Source organism: Comamonas kerstersii, assembly GCF_008801935.1.
GTDB classification, from domain to species: Bacteria; Pseudomonadota; Gammaproteobacteria; order Burkholderiales; family Burkholderiaceae_C; genus Comamonas; species Comamonas kerstersii.
The window spans coordinates 162,090-176,761 of sequence record NZ_VZOT01000001.1; the positions used below are offsets into that span (position 1 = coordinate 162,090).

Annotated in this window: 15 protein-coding genes, 2 tRNA genes and 1 pseudogene; 6 read left to right on the forward strand and 12 right to left on the reverse strand. The window is 58.3% G+C overall.

The features are described 5' to 3' along the window. Window positions 1–187: 187 nt before the first annotated feature. A tRNA-Arg gene (locus F7P80_RS00765) sits at window positions 188–264 on the reverse strand. A gap of 289 nt (window positions 265–553) precedes the next feature. On the opposite strand from F7P80_RS00765, the gene F7P80_RS00770 reads away from it, so the two are divergent. Together F7P80_RS00770 and F7P80_RS00775 are read left to right on the forward strand one after the other, a co-directional pair. After that, window positions 554–892: a toxin gene (locus tag F7P80_RS00770; protein WP_151042097.1), complete on the forward strand. Its 339-nt coding sequence runs from the start codon at window positions 554–556 to the stop codon at window positions 890–892. Continuing rightward, window positions 889–1,203, forward strand: coding sequence for a helix-turn-helix domain-containing protein (locus F7P80_RS00775; protein WP_151042099.1), 315 nt, complete (start codon window positions 889–891; stop codon window positions 1,201–1,203). The genes F7P80_RS00770 and F7P80_RS00775 overlap by 4 nt, the downstream gene beginning before the upstream one ends. A gap of 112 nt (window positions 1,204–1,315) precedes the next feature. Here the strand turns inward: F7P80_RS00775 and F7P80_RS00780 are convergent, their stop codons facing one another. Together F7P80_RS00780 and F7P80_RS17000 are read right to left on the reverse strand one after the other, a co-directional pair. Continuing rightward, a complete protein-coding gene (locus F7P80_RS00780) occupies window positions 1,316–2,242 on the reverse strand; it encodes an IS5 family transposase (RefSeq protein ID WP_151042101.1) in 927 nt (308 codons plus the stop codon). 153 nt (window positions 2,243–2,395) lie between these two features. Next, window positions 2,396–3,169: a 2OG-Fe dioxygenase family protein gene (locus F7P80_RS17000; protein ID WP_151042103.1), complete on the reverse strand. Its 774-nt coding sequence runs from the start codon at window positions 3,167–3,169 to the stop codon at window positions 2,396–2,398. Between the two features lie 474 nt (window positions 3,170–3,643). Here F7P80_RS17000 and F7P80_RS00795 point away from each other — a divergent pair, with 474 nt between their 5' ends. Then, on the forward strand, window positions 3,644–4,609 hold the full coding sequence (locus tag F7P80_RS00795; RefSeq protein ID WP_151042105.1) for an IS481 family transposase: 966 nt from the start codon (window positions 3,644–3,646) through the stop codon (window positions 4,607–4,609). A gap of 131 nt (window positions 4,610–4,740) precedes the next feature. Here F7P80_RS00795 and F7P80_RS00800 read toward each other — a convergent pair. Together F7P80_RS00800 and serS are read right to left on the reverse strand one after the other, a co-directional pair. Further along, a tRNA-Ser gene (locus F7P80_RS00800) sits at window positions 4,741–4,831 on the reverse strand. A 72-nt stretch (window positions 4,832–4,903) separates the two neighbouring features. Beyond that, window positions 4,904–6,220, reverse strand: a complete 1,317-nt coding sequence (serS, locus tag F7P80_RS00805; protein WP_054065655.1) for a serine--tRNA ligase — start codon at window positions 6,218–6,220, stop codon at window positions 4,904–4,906. 236 nt (window positions 6,221–6,456) lie between these two features. On the opposite strand from serS, the gene F7P80_RS00810 reads away from it, so the two are divergent. Beyond that, window positions 6,457–7,119 carry a CBS domain-containing protein gene (locus tag F7P80_RS00810; protein WP_151042107.1) on the forward strand — a complete coding sequence of 221 codons (663 nt, stop codon included), beginning with the start codon at window positions 6,457–6,459 and terminating at the stop codon, window positions 7,117–7,119. Window positions 7,120–7,232: 113 nt separating this feature from the next. Here the strand turns inward: F7P80_RS00810 and ispH are convergent, their stop codons facing one another. Further along, window positions 7,233–8,225, reverse strand: coding sequence for a 4-hydroxy-3-methylbut-2-enyl diphosphate reductase (gene ispH, locus F7P80_RS00815; RefSeq protein WP_151042109.1), 993 nt, complete (start codon window positions 8,223–8,225; stop codon window positions 7,233–7,235). 2 nt (window positions 8,226–8,227) lie between these two features. Beyond that, entirely contained in the window at window positions 8,228–8,704 is a 477-nt protein-coding gene (locus tag F7P80_RS00820; RefSeq protein ID WP_054065654.1) for an FKBP-type peptidyl-prolyl cis-trans isomerase, read from the reverse strand. A 91-nt stretch (window positions 8,705–8,795) separates the two neighbouring features. Here F7P80_RS00820 and radC point away from each other — a divergent pair, with 91 nt between their 5' ends. Next, window positions 8,796–9,470 (forward strand): RadC family protein, encoded by a 675-nt coding sequence (radC, locus tag F7P80_RS00825; RefSeq protein WP_151042111.1) that lies wholly within the window; start codon window positions 8,796–8,798, stop codon window positions 9,468–9,470. After that, entirely contained in the window at window positions 9,467–10,129 is a 663-nt protein-coding gene (locus tag F7P80_RS00830) for a Smr/MutS family protein (RefSeq protein ID WP_054065633.1), read from the forward strand. Before radC ends, F7P80_RS00830 begins: the two co-directional genes overlap by 4 nt. 55 nt (window positions 10,130–10,184) lie before the next feature. Here the strand turns inward: F7P80_RS00830 and F7P80_RS00835 are convergent, their stop codons facing one another. From F7P80_RS00835 to ligA, 5 genes and pseudogenes are all read right to left on the reverse strand, one after another. Further along, entirely contained in the window at window positions 10,185–11,156 is a 972-nt protein-coding gene (locus tag F7P80_RS00835; RefSeq protein WP_151042113.1) for a Bug family tripartite tricarboxylate transporter substrate binding protein, read from the reverse strand. Between the two features lie 43 nt (window positions 11,157–11,199). Continuing rightward, window positions 11,200–12,234 (reverse strand): aldo/keto reductase, encoded by a 1,035-nt coding sequence (locus tag F7P80_RS00840; RefSeq protein WP_151042115.1) that lies wholly within the window; start codon window positions 12,232–12,234, stop codon window positions 11,200–11,202. Between the two features lie 97 nt (window positions 12,235–12,331). After that, window positions 12,332–13,291: a Gfo/Idh/MocA family oxidoreductase gene (locus tag F7P80_RS00845; RefSeq protein ID WP_211371981.1), complete on the reverse strand. Its 960-nt coding sequence runs from the start codon at window positions 13,289–13,291 to the stop codon at window positions 12,332–12,334. Beyond that, window positions 13,291–14,181 carry a class III extradiol dioxygenase subunit beta gene (locus F7P80_RS00850; protein WP_249041356.1) on the reverse strand — a complete coding sequence of 297 codons (891 nt, stop codon included), beginning with the start codon at window positions 14,179–14,181 and terminating at the stop codon, window positions 13,291–13,293. Before F7P80_RS00850 ends, F7P80_RS00845 begins: the two co-directional genes overlap by 1 nt. Window positions 14,182–14,325: 144 nt before the next feature. Then, a pseudogene (gene ligA / locus F7P80_RS17005) lies at window positions 14,326–14,649 on the reverse strand (protocatechuate 4,5-dioxygenase subunit alpha); the annotation flags it as partial. Window positions 14,650–14,672: the final 23 nt, after the last annotated feature.

Sequence of the window (14,672 nt, forward strand, 5' to 3'; positions counted from 1 at the left end):
GCAGCGAAGGTGTAAACATCCCCACCCATCTAGCCAGCCAGAAAAAAGGAAAAACCTACCTGGATATTGTATTAATTAGATACAAATGAAAATTTATGTTCCAATTGCAAAAACTTATCAAAGACTCCAACCCTGAAGGCCACAACAGAAAAGCCCCCAGAACATTTCTGTTCTGGGGGCTTGTATCTGGTGCGGCTGGCAGGAATCGAACCCACGACCCCTTGGTTCGTAGCCAAGTACTCTATCCAGCTGAGCTACAGCCGCATTTTTGCGGAGAGGGTGGGATTTTGAAAATCCGACCACCTCCTATTTAAAATCAACAACTTAGAGCTGATCGACCTTTAAATGTTCCCAGGCTGTTCACCTAGGCAATGCAGCAATTGTACACGGTGTTGAAGTCACTTTTTTGGGAAGTCGAAAATTTTCAGTAGCAATACGAGGGCCCCCATCAGCGCGGTACAGCAACTCCCCCCGGTGGGGACTCCCCTACCCATAAACAACTACGAAACACTAGCAGCGACAAAAGCTACGCAATCTGCGTATACTTAAAACCATGAAAGCCGTATTCGTCGAACTACCGGCCTTTGAGCGAAACAGGGCTACCTATCTCACCGACGACGAATTCAAGAGCCTGCAAGAGCGCCTGATGAAGAACCCTGAAGCAGGTGACATGATCGAAGGAACAGGTGGGCTACGAAAGGTTCGTCACGGTGATCCACGTAGAGGCAAAGGTACACGCGGAGGACTACGCATCATCTACTACTGGTGGAGTGGTGGCCCTCAGTTTTGGCTGTTTACCCTCTACGACAAGGACGAGATGGAAAACCTGACGCCCAAACAGAAGGCATTGCTGAAGCAATTGCTGAAAGTCGAACTGGAGGCTAGAACATGACCAAACGCGATCTTTTTGCTGAACTCACTGAAGGCTTCGATGCCCTGGCTGAAGCTCGCACAGGGAAACGCACCCTGCGCACTCATGAAGTTGAATTGAAGCCAGAAGTCACAATCACAGCCCAGGAACTGAAATCGATTCGGGAGAGGCTGAATCTTTCACGGCCTGTGTTCGCCAACTACCTCAGAACAAAAACCAGAACACTGGAAAACTGGGAACAAGGTAGAGCATCCCCCAATGCTCAAGCAGCGCTTCTGATCAGGCTGGTAGAAAAGTATCCAGACACCGTGTCACGCTTAGCCTCTGTATAAAGGCCCTACCCACACTCCACCACAAGGCGCCTCAAGCGCCTTTTTTTGTTCTCAAACAGGGCGTTGTTGCATAAATCGATTCAGGCCAAGCTCCCTCAAACCCCAGCCGTGGCTATGCCACGGCTGCCGTCTGAGGACGGCCCAGTTCTGTAAATCGATTCAAGATGGCTGCTCGAATGTGCAGCTCGCCCACTTGTCGCTCAAAGGTACGAGACATCAGCCGCTCACCCAATCGTTTGATGCAGTTCATCTTGGTTTCCACCAAGCTGCGCCGGTGATACCCGATCCAACGTTTCCAGATACTTCGCCCCAGCCTTCGACATGCAGCGATCGCCGCATTTCGATGCACAAAGGCTTTGCCTTTGCGTATTCGAGCATTCTTGCGAGGAAGAATAATGGGAATACCTCCTCGCTTGATGACTTCTTCATGGACTGGTTGCGTGTCGTAAGCGCCGTCGCCCGTTAGGCTCTCCAGCACCTCATCTTCGGGCAATTGCTGCAGCAAATCCGGTATCACTGCTGCATCACTGACGTTGTTGGATGTCACGCAGATAGCCCTGACCTGTAGCGTCTGGGCATCAATGCCAATGTGCAACTTGCGCCATTGCCGACGACGCTCAGGGCCATGCTTTTTGCATTTCCACTCGCCTTCACCCAAGAACTTGATTCCCGTTGAATCAACTAGCAAATGCAGTCCAGCTTGGCTGCGTGTGTACGGCACTTGTACATTCAAATCGAGCTGGCGCCGGCACAGCGTGCTGAAGTTGGGCGCAGGCCAGGCAAGGCCGTTCAGTTGCCGCACCGATTGCACCAAGCCTGTGGTTTGCCTGAGCGCCAAGCCAAACAGGTTCTTGAGCGTTAAACACAATTGAATCGCAGCATCTGAGAACTTCGGGCTGCGCCCGCGTTTACCGCTTGCAGCGGCAAACCACGCCATGCGCTTATCCAGCCAAACGGTCAACGAGCCTCGTGTTTTAAGGGCTGCGTTGTATTGCTTCCAATTGGTGGTGCGATAGCGGGGCTTGAGGGGCTGACTCATGCTGCAAGCCTACCGCTTGAAGAGCAACGATTTATGCAACAACGCCCACTCCAGGCCGCTATGGGGTCACCTATGTCTGCAAGGAACTGGTCTATGCCATGTGCATCAGCCCTCAGTTCCACCTCAAGGTGATCCGTGCCTATGACCGCTTGGTCACGAACCACCATCCTTCACTTCATCACCTTGAAAGCAATGTCTGCGGCATGTCACGACCAAAGTGTCACGTATGCCGGGCAGATGCTCATCTAAGGGTTGAATGGGGGTGGTCTCATGGATCATCCTTGCATCATCGAGCAGCATCAGCGTCCACGGCTCTGTCAGCGTAAAGCGAATGCCTGTCGGTCCAGACGCTTCAAAGATGCGAGTTTCTCCACCCTTGATGCCCTGCCGACCAACCAGAAAAACTGCGACCAAGTCGACCCCATCACGGTGTGCACCTTCTGGTGTAGGACGTCCGATCCCATTCGCTGTATCAATCCGGAATTGATGCGCTTCCACAAAGCAAGGCTCAGTCATCGTCTGGGCAAATAATTGCGTAGAAACTTCTGCCAGACGAACGATTAACTGCCGCCAAGCAGCCTGCTGCACTACCTGGGCTTTCACTGGTGCAAACCAGCGCTCCATCCCTCCATGCAACGCGTTGTACTTCAGCGGTTGCCAGTGCGGACGGTGTTCTACCAATTCCAATTGCTCGCCTCGCACCACAAAGCTGGCGTGACGCCGGTAGCGATAGCTGCCACCATCCTTGAGATACTCATCCGGACGAAGGTCATTCCACTCAACCGACAAGGCTTGCAAAGCCTCTAAATCACAGTTGAGCCACGTAGCAACATCACGAGGTTGAAGCACCGCATAGCCATGCCCTCGTAGTTGTTCAGCGACTTGGTTGGGTGAATGAAATGGAGGGGAGAAGGTAATGGTCGACATTGCATGCCCAGTTTATTCCTGTCGGCCTCTGCAGGTGAACTTGCTTAGGAGAGCAGATGCTCTCAAAAAGTTATGGCGCATCCCACTGGCAATGTCTTTCCGACTACTCACAGCAAAAGTGGCATAAACAACCATAAAGCTATATGGTTCTCTATGCCAGTTTCAGAGCTTGTGGATGCTGATGGCTGCTGTCGGCCAAAAGCTGTCATTAGGCGAAGTACTCGCCGACCTTTTACATGACTAGCGAGGAGAGACAGCCCCTCCCTGGATGATCTTGGCTTCAGGCAAGGAGCGACCTGTACCTTTACGCTGAGCCTCAGCTTGTAATTTGCGTCTTTTATTCAATATTGCTTCGGCGGGTGGATGTCGGGTCCCGGACGATTGGCTACTTAAAAACAAGCGTCCGTTGCTGCATGGCCGAGAGGTACTTCGAGAAGTTCTGGCAACATGGCAAGCCCGTGCCAAGGAGTTGCCATGCTGATCAGTCTTCATAAGAACGCCACGACCACACCTGCCACCCGCCTGGCATTGCAGCAAGCCACTGGTACAGATCGAGAGTTAGCACAGCAATACGGCATTGGCATAGGGACCGTGCGTAAGTGGCGCAGCACAAGCACGGTGCATGACGCCAGCCACACGGCCCACCGCCTGCAAACTACGCTCAATGCAGGGCAGCAAGAGCTGGTTATTTATCTGCGCAGCCAGCTGCGGCTACCTCTGGATGACTTGTTGGCGGTGGTGCGAGAGTTCATTGAGCCGGCCATGAGCCGTGCTGCGCTGGATCGCTTGCTGCGCAGACGAGGCTACTCCAGATTGCCCGTACAGCCCAAGCCTGAGAGCGAGCACAAACCCTTCAAGGCGTATGAGCCTGGCTATGTGCATGTAGATGTGAAGTACCTGCCCCAGATGCAAGATGAGGACAAGCGCCGCTATGTCTTTGTTGCCATTGATCGGGCCACACGCTGGGTGTTCATTGATATCAAGCAACACAAGACGGCAGCGTCCGCCAAAGCCTTCTTGGCCGCCGTCCGCAAAGCTGCAGCATTTAGGATTCACACCATCCTCACCGACAACGGCAAAGAGTTCACAGACCGCTTGTTTGGCAGTCGCACTCGCCAGCCCACAGGCGAGCACCAATTCGACCAGCTATGCCAAGCACTGGGGATAGAACATCGGCTCATCAAGCCCAGGACGCCAAAAACCAACGGCATGGTCGAGCGCTTCCATGGCCGCCTGCGTCAAGTACTGCGCTCGCACCACTTCAACAGCGCAGAGGATTTGGAGAAGACGCTGCACAGGTTTGTCTGGCTGTATCACCACCACTTGCCGCAAAAGGCACTGGGGCACGAAGCCCCAGTTCAAGCACCCAAAAAATGGAAGATGAAAGCACCTGATTTATTCATCAAGAACGTGCGCAATCATCCGGGACCTGACATGTAGGAACAAAAAACCTAACGTAGTTCTTTGTTCCTCGTGCATAAAAAAAAGGCTTCAAGATGATACCTAATTTGATATACATTCTTGAAGCCGTTTTTCTTATAAATCCTTTAAAAACAAGGACTTACAAGCATTGGCGGAGAGGGTGGGATTCGAACCCACGGTACGTTATTCACGTACGCCTGATTTCGAGTCAGGTACATTCGACCACTCTGCCACCTCTCCTGCGTGTCGAAGCATCTATTGTATGACACTTTGGACACGTTTTTTGGAAAAACTTAGGCCGATCTCCAATTTTTAGGCTTGCAGGCGCTCCATGCCGCCCATGTAGGGACGCAGCGCCTCTGGCACGATGACGGAGCCATCGGCCTGCTGGTAGTTTTCCAGCACGGCCACCAGGCAGCGGCCCACAGCCAGGCCGGAGCCGTTCAAGGTGTGGACCAGCTCGTTCTTGCCCTTGGCATTCTTGAAGCGTGCCTGCATGCGGCGGGCCTGGAAGGCTTCGCAGTTCGAGACAGAGCTGATTTCGCGGTACTTGTTCTGACCGGGCAGCCACACTTCCAGGTCATAGGTCTTGGTGGCACCAAAGCCCATGTCACCGGTGCACAGGCTCATCACGCGGTAAGGCAGGCCCAGCTTTTGCAGGATGGCTTCGGCGTGCTGCGTCATTTCTTCCAGCACTTCGTAGCTCTTTTCGGGGTGCACGACCTGCACCATCTCCACCTTGTCGAACTGGTGCTGGCGGATCATGCCGCGGGTGTCGCGGCCGTAGCTGCCAGCTTCCGAGCGGAAGCAAGGGGTGTGGGCGGTGAGCTTGATGGGCAGCTCAGACTCCTGCACCACCACGTCACGCAGGAAGTTGGTCAGAGGCACTTCGGCCGTAGGAATCAGGTACAGGGCCTGGTTGTCAGGCACAGGCTCTCCTTCCTGGCCGCCCTTCTTGGCAGCGAACAGATCGCCTTCAAACTTGGGCAGCTGGCCAGTGCCCTTGAGCGAATCCGTATTCACGGCATAAGGCACATAGCACTCGGTATAACCGTGCTCCTGGGTCTGTACATCCAGCATGAACTGGGCCAGTGCGCGGTGCAGACGGGCAATGCCGCCCTTCATCACCGTAAAGCGCGAGCCGGAGAGCTTGACACCCATGTCAAAGTCCAGGCCCAGCGGGGTGCCAACGTCTACGTGGTCCTTGACTTCAAAGTCAAAGGTCTTGGGTGTGCCCCAGGTGCGCACGACCACATTGTCTTCTTCGCCAGCACCGACAGGCACGGACTCGTGAGGCAGGTTGGGCACGGCCTGCAGCATGGCTTCCAGCTCAGCCTGAATTTGCTCCAGACGGGCTGCCGACTGCTCCAGCTCGGTCTTGAACTGGGCGACCTGGGCCTTGGCGGCTTCGGCAGCGTCCTTTTCGCCCTTGCCCATCAGCATGCCAATCTGCTTGGACAGCTGGTTGCGCTGGGATTGCAGCTCCTCCGTACGGGTTTGCAGCGTTTTGCGCTCGGATTCAAGTGCCTTGAATGCCTCGACGTTCAGAAAGGCCTGGGGCTTTTTGCGAGTTTCCAGGCGTGCAATGACGGAATCGAGGTCTTTACGGAGAAGAAGGATGTCTAGCATGGTTGCGATTTTAAAGTGACGGCCCTCTGCGCTGCTCACACCACCCGGCAAATCGAAGATTTGTGCAGGAGCCAAAGCGGAGCCATGACGTGTTCAGGCTGGTGTGATCGGGTCTCAGCACAAGAGGGCTGCAGAATCTTTCCAGCATTGTGCTGCAGATGCGGTTTAGTTGCAGGCACTGCTGCCGATAAGGAATACAAGATTGATTGCAGCCAACCCAAGGAGCACTGCCCCTCATGTTTTATGTCTTTGGCATCAACGGCCCCATGTACCAGGGAGGTGCACAGCGCCTCAGCCATATCACTGCCGTGCGTGGCGTGCAGCGCCCCAGCGGCCTGCGTGCAGGCGCTTCTGGCGTTGAAGGCCAGGAATCCCAGATTCGCCACTCCATCAGCACGCTGTCGGCCAAAGTGCATGATGCTGTCAATGCCTATCTGGATACCGAGCAGGGCCCTAAGGAAGAGCGCCGCCAGATTTACACCGTGCAGGATGTGATGACGCAAGGCGCTGTCACGCTGCCGCCAGACATCAACGTGGAGCAGGCCTGGCAGGTGCTGGCTGAAAAAAAGATTGCCCAGGCTCCCGTACTCAACGCCCAGGGGGTGGTCATTGGACTGCTGCTGCGCGCTGACATGGCCCCGCTGGCGCTGCTGCCTGAGCCAGGTGCCGTGCAGCAGGTCATGCTGCTCGCCAAGCGCCCGGTCACGGAAGTCATGGTCACGCCAGTGCCCACGGTGACGGCAGACACCCATCTGCGCCAGCTCACCCATGTGCTGCTGGAGACTGGCCTGCCCGGTCTGCCTGTCACGGATGCGGATGGCCATCTGCGCGGATTCGTCAGCCGCACCGATGTGCTGCGGGCCGTGGTCAGCGAGCCACCGCTGGATCTGTGGAGCTAAGCCACTAAAAAACAAGAGCAGCCAGCGCTTGATTTCTCAAGGATTCAGATAATTTTCTATCTGAATCCAAGGAAATACCGGCGCTAGCCGCTCTTCTTTTTGATAGCTTGTGCCTACAACCCGGTCTCTGGGCGCTTGCGCACTTCGATTTCCAGCCCCGTGGCAGGGTCGATCATCTTCAGGCCCTTGGGCAGGGGGAACTTCATGGTTTCCTCCACGCCGTCCATCTTGCGCACCGACACTGCGCCCAGCTCCTTGATGCGGGCAATCACGCCATCGACCAGCACTTCGGGGGCGGAGGCTCCCGCTGTCAGGCCAACGCGTGCGGCCACATCAAACCATTCGGGCTTGAGCTCATCGGCGTTGTCCACCATGTAGGCGGGCGTACCCAGGCGCTCGGCCAGCTCGCGCAGGCGGTTGCTGTTGGAGCTGGTGGGGCTGCCCACCACGATGACCACATCCACCTGCGGCGCCAGCATCTTCACCGCATCCTGGCGGTTCTGGGTGGCGTAGCAGATGTCCTGCTGCTTGGGCTCGCGGATGTTGGGAAAACGCGCCTTGATGGCGGCCTTGATGCCTGCAGCATCATCCACACTCAGTGTGGTCTGGGTGACCACGGCAATCTTGTCGGCCTGTCTGGGCTGGATGGTTTGCACATCGGCCTCGTCCTCGACCAGATGAATGCCTTCGGACAGCTGGCCCATGGTGCCTTCCACCTCAGGGTGGCCCTTGTGGCCGATCATGATGAACTCATAACCTTCCTTGGCCAGCTTGGCGACTTCGATGTGCACCTTGGTCACCAGCGGGCAGGTGGCATCAAAAATCGAAAAACCACGCGCCTTGGCTTCTTCCTGCACGGCCTTGCTCACGCCGTGTGCGCTGAAGATCAGCGTCGCGCCGGGGGGCACTTCGTTCAGGTCTTCGATGAAGATCGCACCCTTGGCCTTGAGGTCGTTGACCACAAAGGTGTTGTGCACGATTTCATGGCGCACGTAGATAGGGCGGCCGAACTTCTCCAGCGCGCGCTCTACGATCTCGATGGCGCGGTCTACACCCGCGCAAAAGCCTCGCGGCTCGGCCAGCAGAATTTCCTTGGTATCGACCACGACTACAGCACCCCAATGATCTTGACTTCAAACGTCACGGGCTGGCCTGCCAGCGGGTGGCTGAAGTCAAACAGCACGGCGCCGTCCTCACGCACTTGCACCACCGTGCCTGCGTAGCTGCCCAGGCCATCGGGCGTGGGAAACTGCACCACATCACCCGCCGCGTATTGCTCGTGCGGATCGCCCAGCTCATTGAGCAGCTTGCGCGCCACCCACTGCAGCATGTCGGGGTTGCGCTCACCAAAGGCTGCGCCAGCAGGCAGCTCGAATGTGGTGTGCGTGCCTTCAGGCAGGCCCATGAGCTTTTCCTCAATGGCGGGCGAGAGTTCACCCGTACCCAGCGACAGCGTGCCGGGTTTTTCGTTGAAGGTATTGATCACATCGCCCGCAGGGCCAGCCAGACGGTAGTGCAGCGTCAGAAAGGAACCTGCTTGTACGGTCGGCACGGAATGGGTGTTGGAAGGCACAGTATTTGTCATGGAAGTCCCGATAAACTGCGCCACATTGTAGAAAACCGGGCATGCCCCCGCGCCCTTGGCGTCTGTTAATTGTTTTTTCAGCACCAGGACCATGGCTTTCAAAGACCTGCCAGCCGACACCCTTCCCCGTGAAAAACTACTGACACGCGGTGCCAGCGCCCTGTCTGATGCCGAGCTGCTGGCCATTTTGCTGCGCACCGGCCTGGCCGGATGCAGCGTGCTGCAGCTGGCGCAATCTCTGCTGGACAGCTTTGAAGGGCTTGCCGGGCTACTCAATGCCAGCGCGCAGGATCTGCAGCGCATCAAAGGCCTCGGCCCTGCCAAGCGTGCGGAAATGCTGGCAGTGATGGAATTGGCCAAGCGCGCCACGGCCCAGCAATTGCGTGAGCGCGAAGTGTTTGGCAGCCCCGAAGCTGTGAAACACTATCTGCAATTGCACCTGGGCCACCGCCCCCACGAAATTTTTGCTGTGCTGTTCCTGGACAGCCAGAACCGTTTGATTGCCATGGAAGAACTGTTCAGGGGTACGCTGAGCCAGACCTCGGTCTACCCCAGAGAAATTGCACTGCGTGCCCTGCACCACCATGCGGCCAGCGTCATCCTCACGCACAACCACCCCAGTGGCAGCGTGCAGCCCAGCGCGGCAGACCAGCACCTCACCAGCAACGTCAAGAGCGCACTGGCGCTGCTGGACATTCACGTGCTGGATCACATCATCGTGACGCAGGGCCGCAGCCTGTCCATGGCCGAGGAAGGATTGCTATGAGCCAGGCGTTTCGCCATCAGGGCCTGCATGCCCTGGGTGGCATCTCCAAGGAGCTCAAGGCCCAGCGCGAGCGCCGCGAAGCCGCAGAACAAGCCCGCAAGGAGGCAGAAGCCGCCGCCGAGCGGGAACGCCATCTGTTTGCGCACTATGTCGGCCCGGTCACACCGCTCTCCACCCAGCAACGTGTGCAGTTTCAGCCCGAGCCGCCCACACCCCGCCCCCTGCAACTGGAGCTGGATGAACAGCGCGTGCTGCTGGAAGCCATGAGCGATGAGTTTGACGTCAGCACCCTGCTGGACGTGGATGACCAGATGAGCTTTCGCCGCCCCGGCATTGGCCTGGACGTGACACGCAAGCTGCGCAGCGGGCACTGGAGCATTCAGCGCCACCTGGACCTGCACGGCCTGCGCTCGGACGAAGCACGCGAGGCGCTGGGGCAGTTCATTCGCCTCTCGCACCGCACAGGGCTGCGCTGCGTGCGTGTGGTGCATGGCAAGGGGCTGGGCTCACCGGGCAGGATGCCGGTGCTCAAGGCCAAGGTGCAGCGCTGGCTGGTGCAGAAAAAAGAAGTGCTGGCCTTTGTGCAGGCTCGCCCGGCAGAAGGCGGTGCCGGTGCACTGGTCGTACTGCTGCAGCCGGGCAAACGCAGCCTGTACTGAACGAAAAAACGCCACACAAAGTGGCGTCTGGATGGAAAAAAAAGCGCTGCAGTGCTTACTGCTTGGGGATTTTGGCTTCGTCTATCACCTTGCCCCAGCGCTGAATCTCGGACTGCAACAATGCGGCCGCTTCCTGCGGCGTGCTGGGCTTGGCCTGCACATGCTGCTGACGCAGCTGCTGCACAACGTCCGGGTGGTTCAGGGCCGCGACGATTTCCTGATTCAGCCGCTCCACCAGCGCTGCCGGTGTGCCTGCAGGCACAGCCAGTGCATTCCAGGAGGCGGCTACAAAGCCGGGGATGCCCTGCTCCTGCGCAGTCGGTACATCCGGCAGCAGCACAGAGCGCTGCTCCCCAGTCACACCCAGCAGCTTCAATGCCTTGGACTGCAGCTGGCCCGTGATGGGCGCCAGAATTTCCACCGCCACATCAATCTGCTTGCCGCGCAGCGCCGTAGTCACAGCAGGCGTGCCGTTAAAGGGGATGATCTGCGCATCCATGCCTGCCGTGGACTTGAACAGCTCTGCCGCCAGATGCTGGGTGCTGCCCACATTGATGCTGCCAATATTGAGCTGACCGGGGTTGGCCTTGGCGTACTGCACCACATCTGCCACGCTGTTGAATGGGGTACTGGCATCGGCCACTACGCCAATGTCAAAAAAGCCCAGCGTGGACACGGGCGTCAAGTCCTTGACCATGTCAAACGGCAGCTGGCTGAACATGTTCACCGTCACCGCGCTGCCATTGGACATCAGGAACAGCGTGTGCCCGTCTGGTGCGGACTGGACCACCGCATCAGCCGCCACAATGCCACCGGCACTGGGCTTGTTCTCAATCACTACGGGCTGCCCCATCTGCTTGGACAGCTGCTGGGCCACGATGCGGGCCGTCACATCGGCCACGCCACCGGCGCCAAAGGGCACCATGATGCGTATGGGCTTGCTCGACAAAGGCTGGGCCTGCACACCCCAGCCGCACAGCAGCGCAAGACCTGCCCCCAGGCCCTGCAGACATTGACGACGTTGCATCTTGTGTTCTCCTTGGATCTTCATGCCGTTCTGAGCGCCGGTATTACACCGCGGCCACAGGGCCGGGCTGCTCAAAGCTGTACTTTTCGGTATCGACTTCGCTTTGCCCCTGTGGCGCATAGCGGTCGCCCACAATCTTCTCTGGCGCAAACATGGCATCCAGTGCCTGCAGGGCTTCAGCGCTGAGCGGCACCTGCGCAGCGCGCAGGTTCTCGGCCAGATGCTCCAGCTTGGTGGTGCCGGGCAGCGCAATCACATGCTCGCCCTGATGCAGCACCCAGGCCACTGCCAGTTCGGCCAGCGTGCAGCCTGCCTGTTCGGCTACGGCACGCATGGGCTCCAGCAACTCCAGATTGCGTGCATAGTTCTCGGGTGCAAAGCGTGGCATGGCCAGGCGGATATCGCCCTTGGCCAGCGTGGACACATCGGTGAGCTTACCGCTCAGGAATCCACGGCCCACGGGGCTGAAGGCCACATAGGCAATGCCCAGCTCCTGGCAGGCAGCCAGCGTGCCCAGCTCGGCATTGCGCGTCCATAGCGAATACTCGCTTTGCAGGGCCGTGATGGGGTGCACGCTGTGCGCGCGGCGCAGGGCCTCCACACCCACTTCTGACAAACCCAGTGCACGCACCTTGCCTTCCTCCACCAGGCGCGACATTTCGCCCACGGAGTCTTCGATGGGTACGTTCTTGTCCCAGCGATGCAGGTAGTACAGGTCAATCACCTCTGTGCCCAGACGGCGCAGGCTGTCTTCGCAATTGCGGCGCAGTGTTGCGGGGCGCCCATCAATCACACGGCGCACCACGCCATCTTCCCCTCGTACCCCGGCCATGCCGCACTTGCTGGCCAGCACGATGCGGTTACGGTGGGGCTTGAGCAGCAGGCCCAGCAGTTCCTCATTGCTGCCAAAGCCGTAGAGCGCCGCCGTGTCATACAGGTTCATGCCAGCGTCCAGCGCTGCAGCCACCAGGCTTTGTGCCTGTGCGGGCGATGCGGCTGCGCCGTAGCCGTGGCTGAGGTTCATGCCACCAAAGGCCACGGGAGCGACCTGCCAGGGGCCGAGACGTCGTTGTTGCATCACAAAGTCCTCTTGGTTGATCTTTTTACATAAAAAAGCCCGCCACTGCTGATATAGCAAGGGCGGGCAGCTATGCATTTCAATGCAAAAAAGCTGATTATTCAGCGTTGAGCTGCTGCTCCAGATCGTGCAGCACCTTATAGCAAGGCAACACCTGTTGCACGCTGGAATTGGGCTCGCGGCCTTCGCGGATGGCGGCGAAGAATTCGCGGTCCTGCAGCTCGATACCGTTCATGGACACGTCCACCTTGGACACGTCAATCTTCTCTTCCTTGCCGTTGACCAGATCATCGTAGCGAGCGATGTAGGTGCCGGTGTCGCCGATGTAGCGGAAGAAGGTGCCCAGAGGGCCATCGTTGTTGAAGGACAGGCTCAGTGTGCAAATCGCACCGTTGGCGGCCTTGAGCTGGATGCTCATGTCCATGGCAATGCCCAGTTCTGGGTGGATGGGGCCCTGGATGGCGTTGGCCTTCACGATGGGGCTGCCAGCCTGGTAGGCAAACAGGTCCACGGTGTGGGCAGCATGGTGCCACAGCAGGTGGTCGGTCCAGCTACGTGCCTGACCCAGCGCGTTCATGTTGGTGCGGCGGAAGAAGTAGGTCTGCACATCCATTTGCTGGATGTTGAATTCACCGGCCTTGATCTTCTTGTGCACCCACTGGTGGCTGGGGTTGAAGCGGCGGGTGTGGCCCACCATGGCCACCTTGCCGGTTTCCTTTTGCACCTTCAGCACTTCTTCGGCTTCTGCCCAGCTGTCGGCCAGCGGAATTTCCACCTGCACGTGCTTGCCAGCCTTCATGCACTGGATGGCCTGCGATGCGTGCATCTGTGTGGGGGTGCACAGAATCACGGCGTCCACTTCGGGCAGGGCCAGGGCTTCAGCCAGATCGGTCGTCACATGACCAATGCCGTACTTGGCAGCCACTTCCTGTGTGGGCTTCAGACGGCGGCCCACCAGCGACACGACTTCCACGCCGTCGATGTTCTTGATGCCGTCCAGGTGCTTGATGCCGAATGCGCCAGCGCCAGCCAGCGCCACTTTGATGGTCTTGCTCATTATTGGTTCTCCAAAATCAGATGGCCTACGGCCGTGTTAGATGCAGGAACGTGGAAGAAGCGATGCGCCAGCTTGGGGGCCTTGCCGCTGCCAGCCACGTCGGACATGGCACCGCGTGCGATCAGCCACATCACCAGTTCAATGCCTTCGCTGCCAGCTTCGCGCACGTATTCGATGTGCGGCACCTTGGCCAGCTCGGCAGGCTCTGCCACCAGACGATCGAGGAAACAGTTGTCCCATTCCTTGTTGATCAGGCCAGCGCGTGGGCCCTGCAGTTGGTGGCTCATGCCACCTGTGCCCCAGATCTGCACCTTGATGGGCTTGTCATAGCTCTCAATGGCCTTGCGGATGGCCTGACCCAGCGCAAAGCAGCGCTGGCCCGAAGGTACGGGGTATTGCACCACGTTGACGTGGAAGGGAATCACCTTGCAGGGCCAGTTTTCGGGCTGACCGAACATCAGGGACAGCGGCACGGTCAGACCGTGATCCACCTTCAGGTCGTTGACGATGGTCAGGTCAAAGTCCTGCTGGATGACGGACTGCGCAATATGCGCGGCCAGCTCTGGGTCACCCTTGACCTTGGGCACAGGGCGTGCGCCATAGCCTTCGTCGGCTGGCTCGAACTCGGCAGCTGTGCCAATCGCAAACGTGGGGATCACACCCAGGTCGAACGAGGTCGCGTGGTCGTTGTAGACGAGGAAGATCACGTCAGGCGTGTTTTCCTTCATCCACTCCTTGGAAGGCTGGTAGCCGTCAAACAGGGGCTTCCAGTAAGGCTCCTCGGTCTTGCCCTGGTCCACAGCCACGCCGATGGCGGGCACGTGCGAGGTGTAGACCGATGCCGTAATGGTGGCGCGGCCTTCTGGCTGCGTACCTTCTGCCTGCTCAATCGCCTCGGCCAGCGCATGCTGGGCCTGGGCTTCCTGCCACTCTTCCCAGGCCTTGGACATGGCCATGGGGCCCTGGGCATCACCGTCTTCGCCCACGTAGCGGTTGCCAACGGGCTTGCGGCCACCACCCACCATCATGGCGCGGTAGTCTTCTTCGGTCATGCCGGTCATGGAACCAGCCATCTGCTGGAAGCTCAGGCCGTCGGTCGCGCCCAGCTTGGACAGGAAGTAGATGTTGCCGCCGGTGCGCATCATCCAGTTCAGGTCACGCGACTTGACGGCGGCCTTTTGCTCGTCCGTCATGGGCCATTCGGCCAGATAGGCGCCTTCGTCGGCCTTGAAACGCGTGCGGTTTTCAGCCTTCATCAGGCTCATGCAGAACTGGTTGAGCCAGTAGCCCTTGCGGCTTTGGTCGGCATCAAAAATCGTGGTGCCGGGGACGTCCAGATAAGGTTTGTCCAGTGCCATGGGTTGCCTCCTTCAAAAGCGTA